This window comes from Brasilonema sp. UFV-L1 (assembly GCF_012912105.1).
Lineage (GTDB): Bacteria > Cyanobacteriota > Cyanobacteriia > Cyanobacteriales > Nostocaceae > Brasilonema.
The window spans coordinates 2,721-22,587 of sequence record NZ_QMEA01000072.1 but is presented as its reverse complement, the minus strand read 5'-3'; the positions used below and the strand labels follow the sequence as shown (position 1 = coordinate 22,587).

The window sequence follows — 19,867 nt, the reverse complement described above, 5'->3', positions numbered from 1 at the left end:
CATATTTGTCATCGCTTATCCTTACTAAAATGCTAGTCTTCGAAGTGAAATCATTACTATGCACCACTACCAACTTTTCTTTGAAAAGCCTTTTTTGCTTCTTGATAAAGAAATTCTGCAAAAGCTGAAGTTAAATCAAGACCGCTAATACCTTGAGTAAACAAGAATTGTCCTTGAGGATTAACTTCCAGCCAAATCTTTTTTCCTTCTTCCGTCAGCTTTAAATCAAAAATTCCCATTTTTAATCCGAGTACTTTTAGTACTTTGCCAAGACATATTTTGCTATTTTCATCTAGTTCAAAAACACTAAATGGAATATCTAGATTTTGCCGCCAATCTAATAGATCAGACTCGATTAATACAGCATAAACTGCATCTCCAAAACAATGTGCGCGAATATGTTTATTACCAGATATATATTCTTGATAGATCGCCGGAGATAAGCTCAATGACTCATCTGATGTCAAGTGTTCTTCTGCTAATTTTTTTGTGAATAAAGGAACTCCAAGACTTCCTTTAACTGGCTTGACTACAACCTGATATTTTAGCATTGCACAGAATTGTCGAATCCTTGCAGGCTCATTGCTTACAAGAGTGCAAGGAACTTTGAATCCTGCATATTGGGCAGCCTTAAGTTGAATAAGTTTATTTTCTGCCAAATTAGTTGTATTAGGCTCGTTAAGCCATGTGCCTGAAAAATCATTGAGTAAAAGCCCCAACAAACTAGTCTTACAGTCATTATTGATGACATCAATATGTCTAGAATCTGTAACGTAATCTGGCAATATTTGAGGAGAATTGAAACGTCTCCACCAAATAACATCTAACTCGTTAACATTAATTTTCCCTCCTTCATTGTTAGTGATTGTACATCGAAAATCTTTTTCATCTATATTTGACCAGCTTAGACTAGATTGGTTGCATATAGAATTAGTTTCAATAATACTGCAAACTATATCTTCATGATTTTCAAAATATTTTTTTATTGTTAATGCGTGCAAGTCATTTTGAATCGTTAAAATCCCTATATGAGCTTTGTCTTTCATAAATCTTCCTTTTATAGTATTTTTTTTTGTTTATGCGATGCACCGCAGGAATATCGTATAAACCATCACTCCCCCACTGCCAAAATCACCTTTCCAATCTCATTATCAAATAAGGGAACTCTCATAACAGGAAACTGTTAAGAGTTCCCCCATAGGAGTCTAAAACTTCATCTTCTATAAGTTACAAACAGAGGGTAGGAGTTTAAATCCACCTACCTTGCCCCCCTGTTAAGAGTTGCCCGTTCCTTGTTTCCCTTTAATGAAACTACAGGAATTGGAAAAAACTCAATATTTGGTAGTTTCAGGATTCCTAATTGAAAAATTGAATTCATCATCAGCCACAATCGTCAGCACATCCTCCAGAACAAGTGCAGCCGTTGTTCCTCAGATTTGCCCCATCCTTACCTAGATTTTTGATAAGACTAGCCTCGTATTTTTCGAGTTTTTCTCCTGTCACAATCTGATATGAAGGTGACTGAGACATAAACACCACAGGTTGTGGTGAATTATATGTCTCAGATGCTATTGCATTACTAGGTGAATTTACAGCCACGCCAGTAGCCACAGCACTCAATGCAGCAAGAGCCAATCTTCCTGCTGAGTTGTGAATTTCTTGTCCATTCATATGATTTACACCTTTGTTACAAAATTAACACAGTAAAGATTTAGTAAACCTTCACTGTGTTAATTAAATACAGTTTGTTTACAATGTTTTACGCATCGCCAGAGAGGAAAAGTACAAATCCTCAAAAGCCATGTCTCAAATTAAGAAACAAATCACAAGACTACGGGTATAAGAATCATTGGAGAGGTTATTCACTCGCTATCGAGAACGATTTGGTGAATTAGCACAGTAAAATTGGGGTGGACATAAGTAATGCCCACCCCACACTAGATATGTATTTCAGTCAATTGAAAAGCGCTATTTATTCAGAATGCGACAGCAACAAGTGACATGCTACAAAATCTTAGCCAAGATTTGCGAGTAACAACTCTCGCTTCTCGGACTTGTTAACTTTCACTTGACCATCATCGTCTACATCCACAACAGCTGTGTCGCCTTCTGTAATTTCACCAGAAAGCATTGCCTCAGCTAAAGAATCTTCCAAGAGGCGCATAATTGCTCGACGTAATGGTCTTGCGCCGTAGCTGGGGTTGTAGCCTTCTTGCAAGACGCGTTCTTTAAAGCGATCGCTCACTTCCAGAGTGATTCCCTTCTCAGTCAAGCGGCTTGATACTTCGCGTAACATTATATCAGCAATTTGCTTAACTTCATCTTTCTTCAGTTGAGTGAAGACGATAATCTCATCAAGACGGTTAAGGAATTCTGGACGGAAGTATGTTTTGAGTTCTTCATTCACCAGTGTTTTGATGCGGTTGTAACTCGCTTCGGCTTCATCTTCCGCAAACTGGAAGCCCAAACCACCGCCACCTTTTTCAATGACTTTAGAACCGATGTTAGAAGTCATGATAATCAGCGTGTTCTTGAAGTCCACTGTACGACCTTTCGCATCAGTCAGGCGACCGTCATCCAACAGTTGCAGCAGCATATTGAACACATCGGGATGTGCTTTTTCGATTTCGTCGAAAAGCACGACTGTGTAAGGTCTACGACGTACTGCTTCAGTCAGTTGTCCGCCTTCGTCGTATCCAACGAAACCAGGAGGTGAACCAATCAGCTTAGAAACGGTATGACGTTCCATGAATTCTGACATATCCACGCGAATCATTGCATCTTCAGCACCAAAGAAGTAAGAAGCTAATGCTTTCGCGAGTTCTGTCTTACCAACTCCTGTGGGACCAGAGAAGATAAAGCTTGCTATCGGTCGATTGGGATTTTTTAACCCGACTCTGGCGCGACGGATGGCTTTAGAAACTGCACTGACTGCTTGCTCTTGACCAATGAGACGCTGGTGGAGAGTGTCTTCTAAGTGCAGCAGCATCTCTGATTCAGATTCAGTTAACTTGTTCACTGGGACGCCAGTCCAAGAAGCGACAATCTGAGCAATATCTTCCTCATCTACGACTGGGTTATTGACAGATTCCTCAGTTTGTGATGCACGCAATTTTGCTTCGAGTTCCAACTCCTGATCTCGGAGTTTACCAGCTTTGTCAAAGTCCTGAGCTTTAACAGCTTCCTGTTTTTGCTTGGTCACTTGCGCCAATTCGCGCTTGAGTGCTCGATCAGCGGATTTGATCGAATTGCGTAGACGAACACGGCTTCCTGCTTCATCAATCAAGTCAATCGCTTTATCTGGTAAGAAGCGATCGCTGATGTAGCGGTCTGATAAGTTAGCCGCAGCAACGACCGCTGCATTGGAAATCTGGACTTTGTGATGTTGCTCGTAAGCACTGCGCAAGCCGTATAGTATTTGGATAGTTTCTTCAACCGATGGTTCACCGACCATAATTGGTTGGAAACGACGCTCTAGCGCTGCATCACGCTCAATGTGTTGACGGTACTCATCAAGGGTGGTTGCTCCAATACATTGGAATTGACCTTTTGCCAATGCGGGCTTAAGGATGTTAGCAGCATCCATACCACCTTCTGTGCCGCCAGCACCAACCAAAGTGTGAATTTCATCTATCACAAGGATGATATTACCCGCTTTTGCAACTTCATCCATGATTTTCTTGAGGCGTTCTTCAAAATCGCCACGGAAGCGGGTACCAGCCACCAGTGACCCCATATCGAGGCTAATGACTTGCTTATCTTGTAAAATGTCGGGGACATCTTGGTTTACAATACGTTGAGCCAGACCTTCGGCGATCGCTGTTTTACCAACTCCTGGTTCCCCAATTAACACAGGATTATTTTTGGTACGGCGTCCCAAAATCTGGACAGCACGCTCAATTTCTTTTTCACGACCGACAACTGGGTCAAGATTACCTTGTTGCGCTTGTGTGGTAAGATTTCTACCGAATTCCTCTAAAGTTAGGTTTTGAGTACGCCGACTACCAGCACGACCAGCGGAAACAGATGTCACGTCACCTAACTGACGAATAACTGCGGTGCGGATTTGAGACAAATCAAGCCCCAAATTTTGTAGAACTTTAGCGGCGACACCTTCACCAGCTTCAGTCAATCCCAACAGTAAGTGTTCAGTACCTACATAATTATTTCCCAGGCTACGAGCTTCCTTAAACGATTGCTCAAACAAACTTTTCACTTTGGGAGTAAAAGGAATTTCCGGGGGAACAAAACCAGAACCCCGACCAATAATTCTTTCTACTTCGCGACGTGCATCTTTAAGGGTAACGCCCAAGTCGGTCAGCACTTTGGCAGCAATCCCTGTTCCTTCTCCAATCAGCCCCAGGAGAATTTGCTCCGTTCCAACGAAGTTGTGTCCCAGGCGACGCGCCTCTTCCTGGGCTAACATAATGACTTTAATGGCTTCAGATGTGAAGTGTTCAAACATATCGGGTTCTTGCTCCCTTGCTGCTTGGGCTATGGGTGATTTCAGTAGTATAGGTGAGCTATTGGTGGTTTATGCTTAGTGATCTTTACTTAGCAATTGAGACTTTTTGCTCATCACTCCTTTATATTCACCTTCACCTGAACTTTTGTGTACTTTGTTATGGATAATGTATCTTTATTTAAAGTCGAGTGGCAGTAGTGAGAGCCGTAAGAGTTGAGGTGTATTAGCCGTCAATGACTGAAGACTAAGGAATAGAGGGAAAATGATGAATAGTAAATCGTTCCTGCTTAGCGGTATTTTCTTTGACAACAGACTACTGCTCACTGACGATCCCCAATTTACAATCAGTGAATGTTATGAGTAAAGCAAATAAAGACCAACAGCATCCGCTGTACAATCGCGATCGCCCAACCGTAGAGAATTTATTAATAGGTGAGGCGACTGATTATAATTTAGCAGAACTTGCTAGACTGCGAATCCGCTATCAAGGTTTTCCTGGTGCGAGAGACTTACACCGCGATTTGGACAAGATTTTACAGCAGTGGGGTTTGAGCGAAGCAGAACTTTTTGAAAAAACACGCGCTTTACACAGCAGTGGGGGTATTTACAAAAGTCGCGGCAAAAAAGAAGAAGAAGATTGGAATTAGTTAAGACTGGATTGGTCAAGAAAGAGGGAAGAGGAAAACTTCCCGACATTCATTCTCTTCGAGCTAGGTTAAACTCACGGTTGTTGCAGCGCGCGGTAACGTGGTAAGAGAATCTACTCGTTGCAAATTTCGACTTTGACGACTCATAACACCGTTTTACTTTTAACGCAGTTCGCCGGAATTCCCCATCCGCCGTGCGGTGGGGATGGATAGGCGGGAAGTTGTGAGGTGCATTCTTTATGAATGCCCGAACAATTTCCAATATTTTCCGGAATAGCTTTACTGTTAAGTGTAGATAGTAGTAGAATATAAAAACCAAGGAGGTGATTTGAGTGCTACATAAAGCTGTACAAGTTCGTATATATCCGTCTAAAGAACAAGGAATATTGTTAGCGCAAACATTTGGTTGTGCGCGTTGGTGGTGGAACTTTGCACTAAATAAGTCAATTGAGACATACAAAGAAACGGGAAAAGGGTTATCACAGGTAGCACTCAACTCTCTTCTACCAAAACTCAAAAAAGAAGAAGATACCAAATGGTTGGCTGACTGTTATAGCCAAGTTTTACAAGCTACAACACTTCATCTGACCACAGCGTACAAAAACTTTTTTGACAAAGGTGCTGGTTTTCCTAAATTCAAATCTAAGCATGGTAAACAGTCGATACAATACCCTCAAAACGTCAAGATTGTAGAAGGTAACGTCAAGCTTCCAGGTAACATTGGAGTTGTCAAAGCCAAGATACATAGACCGATTGAAGGGAAAATCAAGACTGTAACCATTAGCAAAGCGCCATCAGGTAAGTATTTTGCATCTATATTGACTGTTAGCGAAGCGGGCGGGCAACGCCCGACGGTAGAGGGCGAAACCCCGACTACAGCAGAAGGTAAAATTTATGGCGTTGACTTAGGGGTGAAGGACTTTGCAATTGTCACCGATGGTGAAAAAGTTTCTAAATATAGCAATCCTAGACACCTTGCCAGACATGAAAAAAACCTCAAGCGTAAACAGCAAAAATTAGCACGTAAACAAAAAGGGAGTAATTCAAGATACAAGCATAGAAAAATTGTTGCTAAAGTGTACGAACGAGTTAGCAATTCGCGGCAAGATTTTCTGCATAAACTTAGTTACAAGTTGGTCAGCGATAGTCAAGCTGTCATAGTGGAGAATCTTCATGTCAAGGGCATGGTTCGTAATCACAAATTAGCAAAAGCAATATCTGATTGCGGATGGGGAACATTCACTAACTTTTTAGCCTACAAGCTAGAACGCAAAGGTGCAAAATTAGTTGAAATAAATCGATGGTTCCCCAGTTCCAAACTTTGCTCTAATTGTTTTTATCAAGTTGGTGACATGCCGTTAGACGTGAGGGAATGGACTTGTCCGAACTGTGGTACTCATCATGACCGTGATGGTAATGCAGCCATCAACATTAGAGCAGAAGGAGTCAGAATGCTAAGGGCGGATGGTTCAGCCGTCTCTGCTGTAGGAGGGGAGGTAAGACCTAAGATGGGACGAAAGTCTCATCTTAGGCACTCGCCTATGAGTACAGAAGCCCCGTCCGCCTATGCGGCGGGGTAGTTCACGTTGATACATATACTGTGATTTATCTGCAACAACCCCCCAACTGTTACTATGCTGCCAACCTACAAAGCTATCCTACGCGGTAATTACATAGAGTGGCGTGAGTCTGCCCCGCTTTCTCCAAATCCTGAGCAACCGATGACTGTACTTGTCACAATCTTAGATGAAGCTGTAATAGAGAAATCATACGCGCGTTGCGTTCAAAGAGATAATTTCATAAACGAACCACGTTAGCGCAGCGTGTCCGTTCGCTCTTAGCGTGCCGCAGGCATAGGACATAGACGCGCTCTTCGTAGCGTGCGCCCTTGGCGCTAAGAGCGCTAAGGAAGAAAAAAGAAGATTACCTGTATGAATGCAACTTGGTATCAAGCGCAATAGGGCAGGAAATGGCATCAATCCTGGAACAGCTTGCTGACATTGGTGCATTTGCACAAATCAGTGATCCGGTCGTTTGGGAACGAGAGCAGCAGTGCAGCTTCGACAACAGCGCAGGATGTCGTTAGGAGATGCCATGATTGCAGGTACTGCACTGGCGCATAACCGAACCTTAGTAACTCGAAATACAGCCGATTTTATCTGGATTGCTGAACTTCAATTACTGAATCCATTTGAACTGTGCTCATAAAGACCAAAGCATCCACTTTACAATCGGGAGCGCCCTCTCCCCGAAGCTTTGCTTGGTTGGGGCGTAGGCTGCGCTAACAATAACTACTCCCTTCCCGCTAGAAAATTACCGATCTTCTTTTCCTCTTTCTTTGCGCTCTTTGTGTCTATGTCCTGCGGACACGCTGCGCTAATGCGGTTCATTTAAATAGGTAATCTTCCGGCGGAAAGGGAGTAGTTGGTGTACAAGGCACGCGCGTGGAGGTTGTTAAGCGCTCGATAGGCAAAGCCGTGCCGCAGGCATAGGGCGCAGAACTTGCGCCCTTGCATTTTTTTTCTTGTAAGTGCCTGTCCTACTCCTGACTCTCCCTACTTCCCTGTTCACGATGTTCCCTCAATTTCCTCAACAGGTTTTCTTGAGCTAAAGAGGGAGTCACCTGTGTACTTGTAGGTTGAGGCTGCTTACTAGCACTCTTAGTTTCAGGTAATTGTTGATGAGTGTTTGGGATCGAATTTGTCAAGGTGATGCTGGTTGGTTGAAACGTCTGGTCAACACTCTTGACAGGTGTAGGTGATAAATTGAACATGATCTGCTGTTGACGACTCTTTGGAGTGGGATTCGTCAAAATGACGACAGAAGGCACTTTTGTCTGATCAGCACTTTTGCCAGCAGTGCGTGGAATATTATATGAATACGGCTGTTGATTTCTATTGGGTGTGGTGTCGGGTGTGGAAATTACACTACTAGAGTTATGAACAGTCGCTTTGACAGAATCTAGAGTGTTAGCAATTTGCCCGTACTGCTGCATCTGCTGTGTGGAGGATACCAAACCACTTAAACCATTGACCAGTTGCCTGAGATTTTGCCGAAAAGCTGGGTCTCCTGTCAACTCATCTAAATCAGATGTAATTTTTTGAGTGTTCTCAAATGTCACCCGTGCAGAATCTAAAGTTTGTTGCAGAACCAGCACGTTATTAGGATTGTTGAGGCTGTTGGAAACATCGCGCAAATTAGCAGAAGCTTTTGCAGCATTTGCAGACAAAGTTTCTAAATTTTTGATTAATTCTCCTTGGGTGACGCGATTCACAGCAGGTGAAAAGTTACTAACTGTTTTACGTAATTGATTGCTAGTTTCGGTGATATTGTTTAACGCTCCAACAAGTGAGGAGCGGTTGCTAGTGACTAGAGTATCAAGATTATTAATAAGCTTACTAACTTGAGTCGTTGTTAAACGAACTTCTTTAGCAGTCGCACCAAATTGCTCTGCAGTATTACCGAATTGATTCAAAGTTTTACTAGTGGATGTGCTGAGTTCATTTGTTGCTTTTTGAACTGTGCTGTTTGTCGCAGAAAGGGAGTTGAGTTGTTGTTGAAAGCTTTTGCTTAAAACACTCAGGTTGCGACTTAACTCAGTAAAACTCGCCGCAGCAACAGCAGTATTTGCCACAGCGTCATTGACATTTTTATAAAATGTTGGATTACTGTATACAGCTGCTATCTGTGTTGTTGTGCGAATCAGTTCATCAAGGCTAATCCCGATTTGACCTTTTAACCGAGAACCATTACAGACGATAATTTGGGGGTTACAATTTTTTGCTAACGGTTTGGCTACCACAACTCCAGGAGGTAACTGCGTTTTTGGTGTGATGTCGATAACACTTTCATTTATAAGTCCGGATTGATTCGCTTCAACTGTGACATTGCTGGGAATGATCAAGTTGGGATTGGTAATTTCAATTTCTACCTCAATGTTGTTTGGTCCAGGTCGAATCGCAGAAATAGTACCTACCTTCACGCCACGATACCGAACCACTGCCCCTTTTTGCATACCGCCAGCATTAGCAAATTCAACAATTGCTTTGTATGAACCACGAGAAGCATTAAATCTAGTCAACCACAAAACGATTAACCCGAACACCCCTAGTCCCACCAGAAGTAACAACCCGACAGAACCTTCTCGAAGTGTTCGCTCAGATGCAAAGCGGTTTGTCAATAGACGTCGCATTTTCCTTTTCCTCACCTAGGGATTTTAGATTTTAGATTTTTGATGCTAGATTTTGCTTCTATCTGAAATCTAAAATCCAAAATTATCCTAACCAACAACTTGAATTGGTCCAGAAACACTTCCACTGAGAAATTGTCTCATCAAAGGATGGTTTGTAGTATCTATTTCACTAACATGACCTTCCCATTGCACTTTACCTTGGTAGAGAAACACCAATCTGTCAGCCGTGCGACGAATGGTACTTTGTTGGTGAGTGACAATAGCGTAGGTGCTACAGACTCCCTGTATACATTGCAACTGCCGAATTAAATCTTCGATCACAGTAGAAGCAATTGGATCAAGTCCGGCTGTTGGTTCATCGTACAGTAAAACTTCTGGAGTGTCTTTGGGGTTGTCGGGGTTAGACATAATCGCACGAGCAAAACTGACTCGTTTTCGCATACCTCCAGAAAGTTCAGCAGGAAAGCGATCGCCTATTCCCGACAACCCCACCATCTCCAATTTTTCATTCACCAGTTCTCGAATCCGAGAACGTGGTAGCTTTGAGTATTGATAAAGTGAAAAACCCACATTCTCCTCTACCGTTAAAGAATCAAATAACGCAGCCTGCTGAAACACCATACCAATACCAACTGGATCTGTTCCATCCTCAACCAACCCCTCTCGATGCACTCCTTTGATATAAATTTCTCCAGAATCAGGAGCAATCAACCCAGCAATTACCCGCAAAATTGTTGACTTACCAGTACCACTAGGACCTATAATTCCTAATGCTTCGCCTCGGTAAATCGTGAAATCTACGTTATCTAAAACCTTATTGCTACCAAAGGATTTAGAAACGCCTTTTAGTTCAATCAAAGGTTCAGTCATGAGTTAGGAGTCAGGAGTCAGGAGTCAGGAGTCAGGAGTCAGGAGTCAGGAGTTAGGAGTTAGGAGTTAGGAGTTAGGAGTCAAAATAAGTTATCTCAGATTTTGCACCATAATGTTCGTCTGCCAAGAAATAAATTTCTTGGCTCAAAGTTCAAGTCCGTTTTAACGGACTTGGCTTATTAACCTTGAACTTGAGTTCAAGGCGTACTCCGGTTAGGTGCAAGATCTGAGTTACTCTGAATTATGAACTCTTGAGCTTGGACTTGGCAAAGCGGCGAACAAATGACAAAAATTCATGATAGTGATGTCATTGTTATCGGTAGTGGTATTGGCGGGTTAACTGCTGCTGCGTTACTTGCTCGTTATGGCAAACGGGTAATTGTCTGTGAAAGCCATACAATACCTGGGGGTGCTGCTCATACCTTTAGACGACGAGGATTTGAATTTGATTCTGGTCCTTCATTTTATTGTGGTCTGACAAGTACCGAAAGCTTAAATCCCGTCAAACAAGTTCTTGACGTTTTGGGCGAATCTTTAGAATCTGTACCCTACGACCCCCTTGGACTCTACCATTTTCCTGAGGCGACTTTACCTATTTATAGCAATGCTGAGCTAAGCTGTGAAGAATTAGCGAAAATTACGCTGCAAGGAGCAAAGGAATTCAAACGGTTTGAGGAACGCTTGTTACCTCTGTACGAAGCAATGAAAGGTATTCCTACCTTAGCTTTGCGAGCAGACTGGCAAGTCATTCCTGTGTTAATCGGACGTTATTTGCCTTCCTTACTAAAGATGTTACCTCATTTGCCGCTTGTTCAAGCATCTGTCGGTCATGTCATGGATACAACAGTACAAGATCCTTGGGTACGGCGGCTCATTGATTTAGAATGCTTTTTGCTGTCTGGTTTAAAGGCGCATGGTACCATAGCTCCAGAAATCGCTTTTATGTTAGGTGAACGCTCCCGCGTTGGAGTTGAGTATCCGATAGGTGGGAGTGGAGCAATTGTCAAGGCTTTAGTGCGGGGATTAGAACGTTGGAACGGTAAGTTGCTCTTGGGACATCATGTTGAGCAAATTCTGGTTGATTCTGGTAAAGTCATTGGTGTGCGGTTGGCAAAAGGTGAAATCCTCAAAGCACCCATCGTCATTTCTAATGCCAGTATTTGGGACACCTACACCAAGTTGTTGCGTCCTGAGGATTTGCCCTCATCTTACCGCAAAGCTGCATTAGATACACCTGCTGTTGATAGCTTTATGCATTTACACTTAGGTATTCGTGCAGATAGTTTGGAAAATTTAACAGGACATCATGTAGTCGTTCACGACACTAGTAAAGATATTACAGTTCCAGGAAACACTTGCATGATATCCATTCCTAGTGTATGGGATGCAACGCTTGCCCCAGAAGGACATTATGTGGTTCACGCTTACACCTTGGAACCATACGCAGGCTGGGAACGGAATCAGGAATATGAACAAAAGAAGCGAGAGAAAGCCCAAACTTTATATCGTGCCTTAGAGAAAATTATTCCAGATATTAGGGAGCGTGTTGTGTTAGAACTCATTGGCACACCCTTAACCCATGCTTATTATTTGCGAAGGTATAAGGGAACTTATGGTCCGGCGATTGAAGCGGGACAGGGGATGTTTCCGGGACCACACACGCCAATACGGGGATTATATCGCGTTGGTGATAGCACTACACCGGGAATTGGTGTACCTGCAGTTGCGGCGTCTGGGATTTTGTGCGCGAATACATTGGTGAGGTGATTTGCGCTTCGTGCAGCAGCGTTAGCTCCGGCCCCCTAAGGGGCTAGCTATAGCTCATTTTGTGATCATAGGTTCTCTTGCTTTTTGAATGACAAAAAATTTTTGGAATTGGCTGAGAGAACAGATTTTAATTATGAGACAATTGTTTAGTCTTAGTACTGATGAAAAAGATTGAGTCATAGTGATGAAACACAGGCAGGATAAAAGGTGACAATCGAAATCTACGTCAGTACCGATATAGAAGCAGATGGTCCTATCCCTGGACCCCACTCCATGCTCAGTATTGCTTCGGCTGCGTATACTGCAGACAAACAATTAGTTGCTACTTTTACGGCTAATCTAGAAACCTTGCCAGGGGCACAAGGACACCCCGAAACGATGAACTGGTGGTCACAACAGCCAGATGCCTGGGCAGCGGCTCGAACCAACCCACAGCCGCCACCACAGGTCATGCAGTCGTTCCACTCGTGGCTTCTCGGGTTACCGGGTAAGCCGATTTTCGTTGGCTATCCTGCTGCCTTTGACTTTATGTTTGTTTACTGGTACTTGATGAAATTTGTGGGCAATAGCCCATTTAAACACTCGGCACTGGATATCCGATCATATGCGATGGCATTCCTGAAACGAAACTACAGCGAATCCGGCAAGGACAATCTACCTACTGCATGGTTAGATAATCTTCCATTGAAACACATTGCCCTGGATGATGCCATGCAGCAGGGGACGTTATTCTGCAATCTGTTGCAAGCGAATCTACAGCGTTAACCAAGATCGCCATCCCTGATTGCTTTGAGAAGCTGAGGAGTTTTCTCTATACTTAAACACCCTCGATATAAGCTTTAATCGTAGGTAACGCTGTCATCTTTTCATAGAAGAAATTGTTGACAATTTTCATCACCTCTGCTTGAGCAACATCCACTTCGGAACCGAGAGGAGTGCCAGACTCCTGGCGACACAGACTACGGTAGAGGCGCAGCAGATGACGCACAATCTCCAACTCTTCTTCCCCTTCCAAGACCTTGACAGCTGCCACGATCAGTTCATCCGTCTGATTGAGAATGCTGTCGATATCAAAGACGCTGCTATTGTCCCTGGCTTGCTGCACAGTTCCCATTAACGCGTGGACTTGATAGAGTAGTGCTGTAGGTTCATCGAACAATTCACGCAGAAACGCTGCTTCTTCATAACGCCCGTTCAGTCGGAAGATGTTGTACAGACGCTTAGCTGCTTTGCCGTAGTTGAGGTACTTGCCTTTTTTAATACATTTTTTGACTTCATTTTCCAATGCCGCCACATAAGTATCCATGACATCGCTGGAGGCCTGCTTCACCACCTTGGAAAAGATCGGGGCGGATTCAGCGTCCAGGTAAACCTCCTGAAAGTAGCCGTCCAGATAGCCATCGAGTGCAGTGATGGTACCATCTGGTGCTTCCCAAGTGACATCTACTACGTTGCTGGCGTTGGATAATTGACCGCGTATCGTGTCAGCGATAATCCATTCCAGTTTGCACCAAGACCAATTAGGGTCTTGTGCTACGGAATCCCAGGTGATCACTAGAGGATTGCCCTCTAGGTCGGTTACCTCTATCTGAGAAGCGATAATGTCATCGGGTAGCCAGCCAATTGGTGAACCTTCACGCCGGGTGTGTTCTCCCCGAATCACTTTTTGAGGGTAGGCACCAAACTTCACATCAATTAACTGGTAATTGGGACCAGACAAGGTGTTGAGTGCTTTATCGCGGATTAGTTTGGAAAGAATCTGGCAGGCTTCGCTACGGGTGGGTGCAATGATATTCACTCGCTCAAAGTAGTCGCAGTCACCAGGGTAAGTCTGAATCTTCGATTGAGCTGCGGAACCAGAGATTGCCAATGCGGTTTCTACAACGCCAGGAATGTCTTCAAATTCTACGATTTTGCCAATGGCGCGAAAGCGTGCCAGCTCTTGCGGATCGAAATCCAACATGGTGACTTTGTGCCCAAAAACACCTGTTTCTTTATCCACAACAATATCGCTGTCACCTGTCGCCTCGGTGATGGACTTCATCCAGCGTTCCAATTCTTGCTCATTGAGTTGAACTCCTAAGCGATTCGCAGATTCCAAGACACGCTTGCGTGCATCTGCAGTTTGATCTTCTGGTTTTGTCATCGTCCTTCCTGCTTATCTTATTTAATTTTGTGATTATTATTTTACAGGTGATTTAAAATAAATTGAATTTGGCGATCGCAAGTCCGCACTCTATGCCCATAGAGTTTTCTGAAGCAAGCCCTCTGCACATAGACAGGCGATGCTCCTTTGGAGCCGCTGAGTCCAGAGGACACGCAATCGCGAACGCAATTGCGCAAAGCGCAGCGGAACCGGAGGTTCTCCCCGATAGGCAAGAGCCGTGCCGCAGGCATAGGGCTTCCCGCAGGGTACTTGAGTTCAAGGCGTACTATCGGTGAGGTGCAAGATCTGAGGTAAGGTGGGCAGTGCGAACGCAAAACCCGGATGTAGTCAGCAAAATACGGTAAGCACTGCCCACCCTACAATACCTAAGATTTTTCATAAATCCTGCGCGGATTGCTATATCTCTTCAGAACTAGGAGTTGTAGGTTCTTCAATTATCAGGGTGATTTTGTACTCTCCTGGTGCAATCTTCTCATCATTATCACTATCAAGTTGTGCTGTGAGTTTGCCATCAGGTGTAACAGTAGCTTCTGCTTTAAAAGTTTTGATTGTCACTTCCTGCTTATTATTTTCACTTGAAATCAATTCTTCAGAAATCAAATTGACTGGTTCTTTAATGAGTAGAGTAACCAGATGTTTTCCTGGTAAAATATCAGAGGGAACAAGTGTTATTATCTGGCGGTTTTATCTCACAGTAGTTTGTGCTTCCAGCCACCTTAGTGTCACATATCTCACACCTTCTTCGCTTGTGATTTTTACTATAGGCTTTCTATCTTTGGGATAACGATTGTAATATTTTCCCCTCACGCCTCGACTCCAGTTTTTCTCCAGCATCTGTGAGTAATCATCGAGCATTTCATCATCTTGGGAATTAGATACCTTGTTCATATAATTTCCTTTCACTATTTGTCACAAGCCTAGCACTAATAATTCGAGCGGCGTTGCTGATTTGAAGTATGAATTCAGTTTTGTCATGCTGAATGCAGCGGAGCGAAATGAAGCATCTGCCAGATTCTATGTCTTTGGGACACGCTGCGCTAACGCTTCACTTCGTTACGCTGTCCTGCGGACACGCTGCGCTAACAGAATGACAATTCATACCCTGATTCAGCAACGCCATTCGAGCTTTGTCTCCTCTGTCTGTATGAACTACCAATAGCAGACGTTGATTCTGAGAATAGCCTATAGTTATAAAACGTAATTCTTCAATAGAGTGAGTGTTGCTCATCATCAAGAGTCATGCAGAATGGGTCGTTAAAAACAGTCTTTGCTTCTTCAAATGAAACGCCATGCTTTCTAATGTTCCTTCTTTCTTTATTGTCATCCCATTCAAAGTCAAATGTCATTCTTAGTTAAAGTTATAGTGCCATGCTCATTCAAGCGTAATAGTAAAATCTTTGACAATAAGGATTAGTCATTTTCAGTTTCCCAGTCTTCCCCATCCAAAACAGAAAACTCTGTCAATTCTGGCTCGTTTAAAAAATCTTCAGCTGTTGCAGCTACATAAGGTGCTAATCGTTTGTGACGTTCCTCCACAGGAAGCTTTGCAATTTCTTGGAGAGATAATTGTTGTTTCTCTTGAGTCGTTGATGAAATACTAGAATCTGAATCTTCGCTACTTACCTGCTTTCGCTTACCTGATTTTTGCACTAGAAATTCTACAAAATCTAGTACTTCCTGTTGTTGTGCATTTGGAAGTATCCGCAAATTATCTAATACTGCTTGCTCAATGTTGATTGTTTCTGACATCTAAATAGACCTTCCTAAAAATAGAATAGCTCTATTCTATCTGTATCAGGCATTCTCTAAATCGGTAAGCAGTTCCTCTTCTGTTAAATCAATTATTGGAACTCCGTAACGATGCAAATTGAGCAAGAAAGAAACTCGATCTATGCCTGCTAATTGTGCGGCGACGCCTGAGGAAATGCGTTTCATTTCAAACAGCTTCACCGCCATTGCCATTTTGGCTTCTTGTTCAAACTGTTTTTGAGTCTGTTGCAGAGCGTCTGGTAGAGTTTCTGGGTAGTCAATTTTCAGTTGTAATGACATATTATTGTAAGATATTCTTGAGTTTATACCGATTTGAAAATTGCGGTGAGCAACATTGCACGTCTAAAATAACTTTACTCAAATCTTGCGTCTGCGTTTTCGTCCACCAAGAAATAAATTCTGGGGCTAAGAGGTCAAGTATGCGATTAGCTCACTAAATAATAAGATATATATATTTCAGTCCGTTTTAACTGAGATCTTGCACCATTCTCAATAATCGGGAGGCAGAGCCTCCCAACCCTCGTTCCCAGGCTCAGCCTGGGAACGAGATATCGAGGCAGAGCCTCGTTGTTGATACTGGTGCAAGATCTGAATTTTAACGGACGCGTGACTATCAGCCTTGAACTTAAGTTCAAGGCGTACTCATGGTGAGGTGCAAAATCTAAGTTTAACTAATCGCCTGTTTGCTGTTTTTGAATCAACGCCACAAAGCGCTCATCTTTACGAATACTGTCAAAATCTGAGTTATTCCTTGCCCATTCACGACATTTATCAGGATTCAGATAAATTGCTTTTTCGAGGTTTTCAATTGCTTGCTCAATGTTACCTTGAAGAGCATAGCAGCAAGCTTTGTTGTACCAAGCCGAATCGTAGTCAGGTTTAATTTTCAGTGCTTGGTCGTAAGATGCAACAGCTTCCTCGTAGCGTCCCAAATTCCCCAGCGCAATCCCCCGGTTGTACCAAGCCGAATCTTTGTCAGGTTTAAATTTCAGTGCTTGGTCGTAAGATGCAACAGCTTCTTCGTAGCGTCCCAAATCCGAGAGCGCAATCCCCCGGTTGTACCAAGCCGAATCTTTGTCAGGTTTAAATTTCAGTGCTTGGTCGAAAGATGCAACAGCTTCCTGGTTGTGTCCCAAATTCCCCAGCGCAATCCCCCGGTTGTTCCAAGCCGAATCGTAGTCAGGTTTAATTTTCAGTGCTTGGTCGAAAGATGCAACAGCTTCCTCGTAGCGTCCCAAATCCGAGAGCGCAACCCCCCGGTTGTACCAAGCCGAATCGTCGTCAGGTTTAATTTTCAGTGCTTGGTCGAAAGATGCAACAGCTTCTTCGTAGCGTCCCAAATTCTGCAGCGCAACCCCCCGGTTGTACCAAGCCGAATCGTCGTCAGGTTTAATTTTGAGTGCTTGGTCGAAAGATGCAACAGCTTCCTCGTAGCGTCCCAAATCCGAGAGCGCAACCCCCCGGTTGTTCCAAGCCGAATCGTAGTCAGGTTTAATTTTCAGTGCTTGGTCGAAAGATGCAACAGCTTCCTGGTTGTGTCCCAAATTCCCCAGCGCAATCCCCCGGTTGTTCCAAGCCGAATCGTCGTCAGGTTTAAATTTGAGTGCTTGGTCGTAAGATGCGATCGCTGCTTCATATTCCTTAGCCGCAGCTAACAAATTTCCCAATTCAAGTAGTAAACTAGCCTTACGACTCTCTGTCTGATGTTGTTCTGCCAAAAGGTCTTGAAATTCCAAGACTTTCTCAATCTTTTGTTCTGGGCTGAGTTGCAGGTATTTTTCATAGTCTCCCTCCAGTAACAAACGATTGGATTCTTGTTCTACCACTTCTGGTATCGTAGGTAATTTAAAGACTCCAGAACGCCAATCAAAAAAATCTGGGGCGCGGTGAATCAAATAGTTAATCGAAAATGACCGCAAGAGAAAGACAAAACAAAATGGAAAGTCATCCCTAAACCGTTCTCGCTGTTGATTCAGGTGATTCAAAATTGGAGGAACACGAGTTATATTACTAAATTGTCCTTCTGTTATTTCACCAAAACTTCTTTGCTCATACTTATATAAAGAATATTCCAACCCTTTAATCAATAAAATATCAACTGGCTTGTCTTTCACAAACTCAGTCACCCGCCCATATAAATTATCAATCGCCTCAACCAAACGAAGCGTTGCAATCTTTTTCTGTGGAATCTCCTGCCCAAGTTTAGCAATGAAACGTTCAGCTTCGGCTGGAGTACACTGGACAAAAAACAAGCCAAATCCTGACTTGCGTTTCAATGCGCGAACCAAGTCTTGATAAACTTCCTCCGGTTCGGGGGGTAAATCATCATCCCAATCACTTTCCCAATCAGTTAAATTTGGGTTCATGGAAGTTTCGCCACAGCTTCTTTAAATTCGGAAATTCCTTGAATCAATGGATGAATATCATACCAACGCTGCATTTCTCCATCATCATCCAAATAACGATATTCTAAAAGACAGCGGTTATACATCAAACTGCGATACTGGTCATCATTGACGATGCGTTTAGAACGGGAGACTTCCGCCAGCAGACACCATTGATGATTTTCCACAGCCCGATGATAGTCGTCTCTGGCTTGAGTGATTGCTCGTCGCACTGCTTTTTCAGAAATTGGTAACTCTTCAGTCCGTCCAATGGCGTTTTGAGTTAACAATAGCAAATTTCTGACATGACCTCCACTCATCAAACACAATCTTTCTAAAGTTTGCTGACTATCAAAAATTCCGTTTTCCAAGGGAAGTTCTTGTTCAATTTGCCGGACTCGCTTGCGAATGACTTCTTTGACTTTCTTGAGTCCTGGTTCGTAAATTTCTCCTGTGTGAGTTTTCACCATAATCATGGGCAAAATTAAGCATTCACCATAGATATCTCTGATGTCTGTTGCTCGTTTAGAATACAGCATTGAGATGGGAGCAGTGTAAATCAAATGGCAATTCAAAGCCTTAAGTTGTTCACTGCGGTCTAAAAAAACTTCTTCATGATTTGTGTTGTCTCCATCTTTAACTAATACCATCCGGTCTAAGTTATCGACAATCACCGCTAGTTGAGTATAGCCAGTTGGTAGTTTGCTTTTTGCATCTGCCAGGAATTCATTCAACACCTTAATTAAGGTGACTGTGTGGGGATTAATTTTTTGGCGAATCTGATGACGTAATTCGGGAACAGCTCTTAAATTGGCTGTTAGCTTGGCAAATTGAGCAATTTGTGCTTCGACTTTCATGTTGTCAAACTCTATGGAAGTCTGCGCCAAATCTTTCAAATCTTGCCAGCGTTCTTTGAGCCAGTTTAGCACCGGACTAGTATCACCAAATTGCTGTAAATCTTTGAGCAATCGGCGGGTACAAGCGAGGAGAATATCTGTATATTGAGCGTCTTCTGAGTCAATATCTTCTTCATCAGCGGCAAAATAAACGACATAGAATTTGCGATTTTCCAGATATTGCTTTAATCTGAGTAGTTCCGTAGATTTCCCCGCCCCTCGATGTCCAGAGTACAATTGGCAAGTATTTCTATCTGCTCGTTGTATGCGATTTCCGAACTCTTGTAAAATATCCGCATCACCGCGTACATCCTGACAATCAACGTACCTTAGATCATCTGCGGGTAAAGGTTCAAATGGGTTAAAAGCATTGTATAGATTTTTGAGTAATAATTCTTGACTATCAAGCATAAGTGGTAAAAAATATTGCAATATTTTTCATACCCAGTCTAGTTTATAGTCAGCGCTGACTACAAACTCATTAAATCAATCTTGATAGACAACCTCCAATATGGTTCGGATAAGCACGCTTGACAGAAACCCGGTTTCTTGAAGAAACCGGGTTTCTCTGAGCACAATTACGTTAACCGAACCGTAATAACACTCATCGACGAGTTCCAAACACTCGTTCGAGAGTTCCAAACACTCATCGACGAGTTCCAAACACTCATCGACGAGTTCCAAACACTCGTTCGAGAGTTCCAAACAC

Annotated in this window: 17 protein-coding genes and 1 pseudogene; 4 read left to right on the top strand and 14 right to left on the bottom strand. The window is 43.1% G+C overall.

Going from position 1 to position 19,867, the window contains the following annotated elements; translation table 11 throughout:
• Window positions 1-56: 56 nt before the first annotated feature.
• The 3 genes from DP117_RS20510 to DP117_RS20500 all read right to left on the bottom strand — a co-directional run bounded on the left by DP117_RS20510 (window position 57) and on the right by DP117_RS20500 (window position 4,465).
• Window positions 57-1,046: a hypothetical protein gene (locus DP117_RS20510; RefSeq protein WP_169220105.1), complete on the bottom strand. Its 990-nt coding sequence runs from the start codon at window positions 1,044-1,046 to the stop codon at window positions 57-59.
• A gap of 334 nt (window positions 1,047-1,380) precedes the next feature.
• The gene (locus DP117_RS20505) at window positions 1,381-1,671 is read right to left on the bottom strand and encodes a hypothetical protein (protein ID WP_169220104.1); all 291 of its coding nucleotides are present in this window, start codon (window positions 1,669-1,671) and stop codon (window positions 1,381-1,383) included.
• 343 nt (window positions 1,672-2,014) lie between these two features.
• Window positions 2,015-4,465 (bottom strand): ATP-dependent Clp protease ATP-binding subunit, encoded by a 2,451-nt coding sequence (locus DP117_RS20500; protein WP_169220103.1) that lies wholly within the window; start codon window positions 4,463-4,465, stop codon window positions 2,015-2,017.
• 356 nt (window positions 4,466-4,821) lie between these two features.
• On the opposite strand from DP117_RS20500, the gene DP117_RS20495 reads away from it, so the two are divergent.
• Both DP117_RS20495 and DP117_RS20490 read left to right on the top strand, forming a co-directional pair.
• Window positions 4,822-5,112 carry a DUF3288 family protein gene (locus DP117_RS20495; RefSeq protein ID WP_169220102.1) on the top strand — a complete coding sequence of 97 codons (291 nt, stop codon included), beginning with the start codon at window positions 4,822-4,824 and terminating at the stop codon, window positions 5,110-5,112.
• A gap of 332 nt (window positions 5,113-5,444) precedes the next feature.
• Window positions 5,445-6,692 (top strand): RNA-guided endonuclease TnpB family protein, encoded by a 1,248-nt coding sequence (locus tag DP117_RS20490; protein ID WP_169220101.1) that lies wholly within the window; start codon window positions 5,445-5,447, stop codon window positions 6,690-6,692.
• A gap of 959 nt (window positions 6,693-7,651) precedes the next feature.
• Here DP117_RS20490 and DP117_RS20485 read toward each other — a convergent pair.
• Both DP117_RS20485 and DP117_RS20480 read right to left on the bottom strand, forming a co-directional pair.
• Window positions 7,652-9,304, bottom strand: coding sequence for an MlaD family protein (locus DP117_RS20485; RefSeq protein ID WP_169220100.1), 1,653 nt, complete (start codon window positions 9,302-9,304; stop codon window positions 7,652-7,654).
• An 87-nt stretch (window positions 9,305-9,391) separates the two neighbouring features.
• Window positions 9,392-10,174: an ABC transporter ATP-binding protein gene (locus DP117_RS20480; protein WP_169220099.1), complete on the bottom strand. Its 783-nt coding sequence runs from the start codon at window positions 10,172-10,174 to the stop codon at window positions 9,392-9,394.
• Between the two features lie 282 nt (window positions 10,175-10,456).
• Here DP117_RS20480 and DP117_RS20475 point away from each other — a divergent pair, with 282 nt between their 5' ends.
• Window positions 10,457-11,941, top strand: coding sequence for an NAD(P)/FAD-dependent oxidoreductase (locus tag DP117_RS20475; protein WP_169220098.1), 1,485 nt, complete (start codon window positions 10,457-10,459; stop codon window positions 11,939-11,941).
• 207 nt (window positions 11,942-12,148) lie between these two features.
• The gene (locus tag DP117_RS20470; RefSeq protein ID WP_169220097.1) at window positions 12,149-12,706 is read left to right on the top strand and encodes a 3'-5' exoribonuclease; all 558 of its coding nucleotides are present in this window, start codon (window positions 12,149-12,151) and stop codon (window positions 12,704-12,706) included.
• A gap of 52 nt (window positions 12,707-12,758) precedes the next feature.
• Here the strand turns inward: DP117_RS20470 and DP117_RS20465 are convergent, their stop codons facing one another.
• The 9 genes and pseudogenes from DP117_RS20465 to DP117_RS20425 form a co-directional block, all read right to left on the bottom strand.
• Complete coding sequence (locus DP117_RS20465) at window positions 12,759-14,087, bottom strand: hypothetical protein (RefSeq protein ID WP_169220096.1); 1,329 nt, start codon at window positions 14,085-14,087, stop codon at window positions 12,759-12,761.
• A gap of 417 nt (window positions 14,088-14,504) precedes the next feature.
• Window positions 14,505-14,708 (bottom strand): hypothetical protein, encoded by a 204-nt coding sequence (locus DP117_RS20460; RefSeq protein ID WP_169220095.1) that lies wholly within the window; start codon window positions 14,706-14,708, stop codon window positions 14,505-14,507.
• Window positions 14,709-14,792: 84 nt separating this feature from the next.
• Window positions 14,793-14,996, bottom strand: coding sequence for a hypothetical protein (locus DP117_RS20455; RefSeq protein ID WP_169220094.1), 204 nt, complete (start codon window positions 14,994-14,996; stop codon window positions 14,793-14,795).
• Between the two features lie 317 nt (window positions 14,997-15,313).
• Complete coding sequence (locus tag DP117_RS36370; RefSeq protein WP_248277745.1) at window positions 15,314-15,454, bottom strand: BrnT family toxin; 141 nt, start codon at window positions 15,452-15,454, stop codon at window positions 15,314-15,316.
• Between the two features lie 64 nt (window positions 15,455-15,518).
• Complete coding sequence (locus tag DP117_RS20445) at window positions 15,519-15,857, bottom strand: DUF2281 domain-containing protein (RefSeq protein ID WP_211176233.1); 339 nt, start codon at window positions 15,855-15,857, stop codon at window positions 15,519-15,521.
• Window positions 15,858-15,902: 45 nt separating this feature from the next.
• Window positions 15,903-16,157 carry a UPF0175 family protein gene (locus DP117_RS20440; protein ID WP_169220093.1) on the bottom strand — a complete coding sequence of 85 codons (255 nt, stop codon included), beginning with the start codon at window positions 16,155-16,157 and terminating at the stop codon, window positions 15,903-15,905.
• A 392-nt stretch (window positions 16,158-16,549) separates the two neighbouring features.
• Window positions 16,550-18,244, bottom strand: a complete 1,695-nt coding sequence (locus DP117_RS20435) for a tetratricopeptide repeat protein (protein ID WP_169220092.1) — start codon at window positions 18,242-18,244, stop codon at window positions 16,550-16,552.
• The gene (locus tag DP117_RS20430) at window positions 18,241-19,569 is read right to left on the bottom strand and encodes an AAA family ATPase (RefSeq protein WP_169220091.1); all 1,329 of its coding nucleotides are present in this window, start codon (window positions 19,567-19,569) and stop codon (window positions 18,241-18,243) included. Before DP117_RS20430 ends, DP117_RS20435 begins: the two co-directional genes overlap by 4 nt.
• Before the next feature lie 75 nt (window positions 19,570-19,644).
• Window positions 19,645-19,867 (bottom strand): annotated as a pseudogene (locus DP117_RS20425) (hypothetical protein); the annotation flags it as partial.

What these genes read in the sequence shown, in the direction of transcription:
- DP117_RS20485 (WP_169220100.1), bottom strand. Translation starts at nt 9,304, where the DNA reads ATGCGACGTCTATTGACAAACCGCTTTGCATCTGAGCGAACACTTCGA.
- DP117_RS20445 (WP_211176233.1), bottom strand. Translation starts at nt 15,857, where the DNA reads ATGTCAGAAACAATCAACATTGAGCAAGCAGTATTAGATAATTTGCGG.
- DP117_RS20475 (WP_169220098.1), top strand. Translation starts at nt 10,457, where the DNA reads ATGACAAAAATTCATGATAGTGATGTCATTGTTATCGGTAGTGGTATT.
- DP117_RS20455 (WP_169220094.1), bottom strand. Translation starts at nt 14,996, where the DNA reads ATGAACAAGGTATCTAATTCCCAAGATGATGAAATGCTCGATGATTAC.
- DP117_RS20480 (WP_169220099.1), bottom strand. Translation starts at nt 10,174, where the DNA reads ATGACTGAACCTTTGATTGAACTAAAAGGCGTTTCTAAATCCTTTGGT.
- DP117_RS20465 (WP_169220096.1), bottom strand. Translation starts at nt 14,087, where the DNA reads ATGACAAAACCAGAAGATCAAACTGCAGATGCACGCAAGCGTGTCTTG.
- DP117_RS20430 (WP_169220091.1), bottom strand. Translation starts at nt 19,569, where the DNA reads ATGCTTGATAGTCAAGAATTATTACTCAAAAATCTATACAATGCTTTT.
- DP117_RS20440 (WP_169220093.1), bottom strand. Translation starts at nt 16,157, where the DNA reads ATGTCATTACAACTGAAAATTGACTACCCAGAAACTCTACCAGACGCT.
- DP117_RS20500 (WP_169220103.1), bottom strand. Translation starts at nt 4,465, where the DNA reads ATGTTTGAACACTTCACATCTGAAGCCATTAAAGTCATTATGTTAGCC.
- DP117_RS20435 (WP_169220092.1), bottom strand. Translation starts at nt 18,244, where the DNA reads ATGAACCCAAATTTAACTGATTGGGAAAGTGATTGGGATGATGATTTA.
- DP117_RS20505 (WP_169220104.1), bottom strand. Translation starts at nt 1,671, where the DNA reads ATGAATGGACAAGAAATTCACAACTCAGCAGGAAGATTGGCTCTTGCT.
- DP117_RS36370 (WP_248277745.1), bottom strand. Translation starts at nt 15,454, where the DNA reads ATGACATTTGACTTTGAATGGGATGACAATAAAGAAAGAAGGAACATT.
- DP117_RS20510 (WP_169220105.1), bottom strand. Translation starts at nt 1,046, where the DNA reads ATGAAAGACAAAGCTCATATAGGGATTTTAACGATTCAAAATGACTTG.
- DP117_RS20495 (WP_169220102.1), top strand. Translation starts at nt 4,822, where the DNA reads ATGAGTAAAGCAAATAAAGACCAACAGCATCCGCTGTACAATCGCGAT.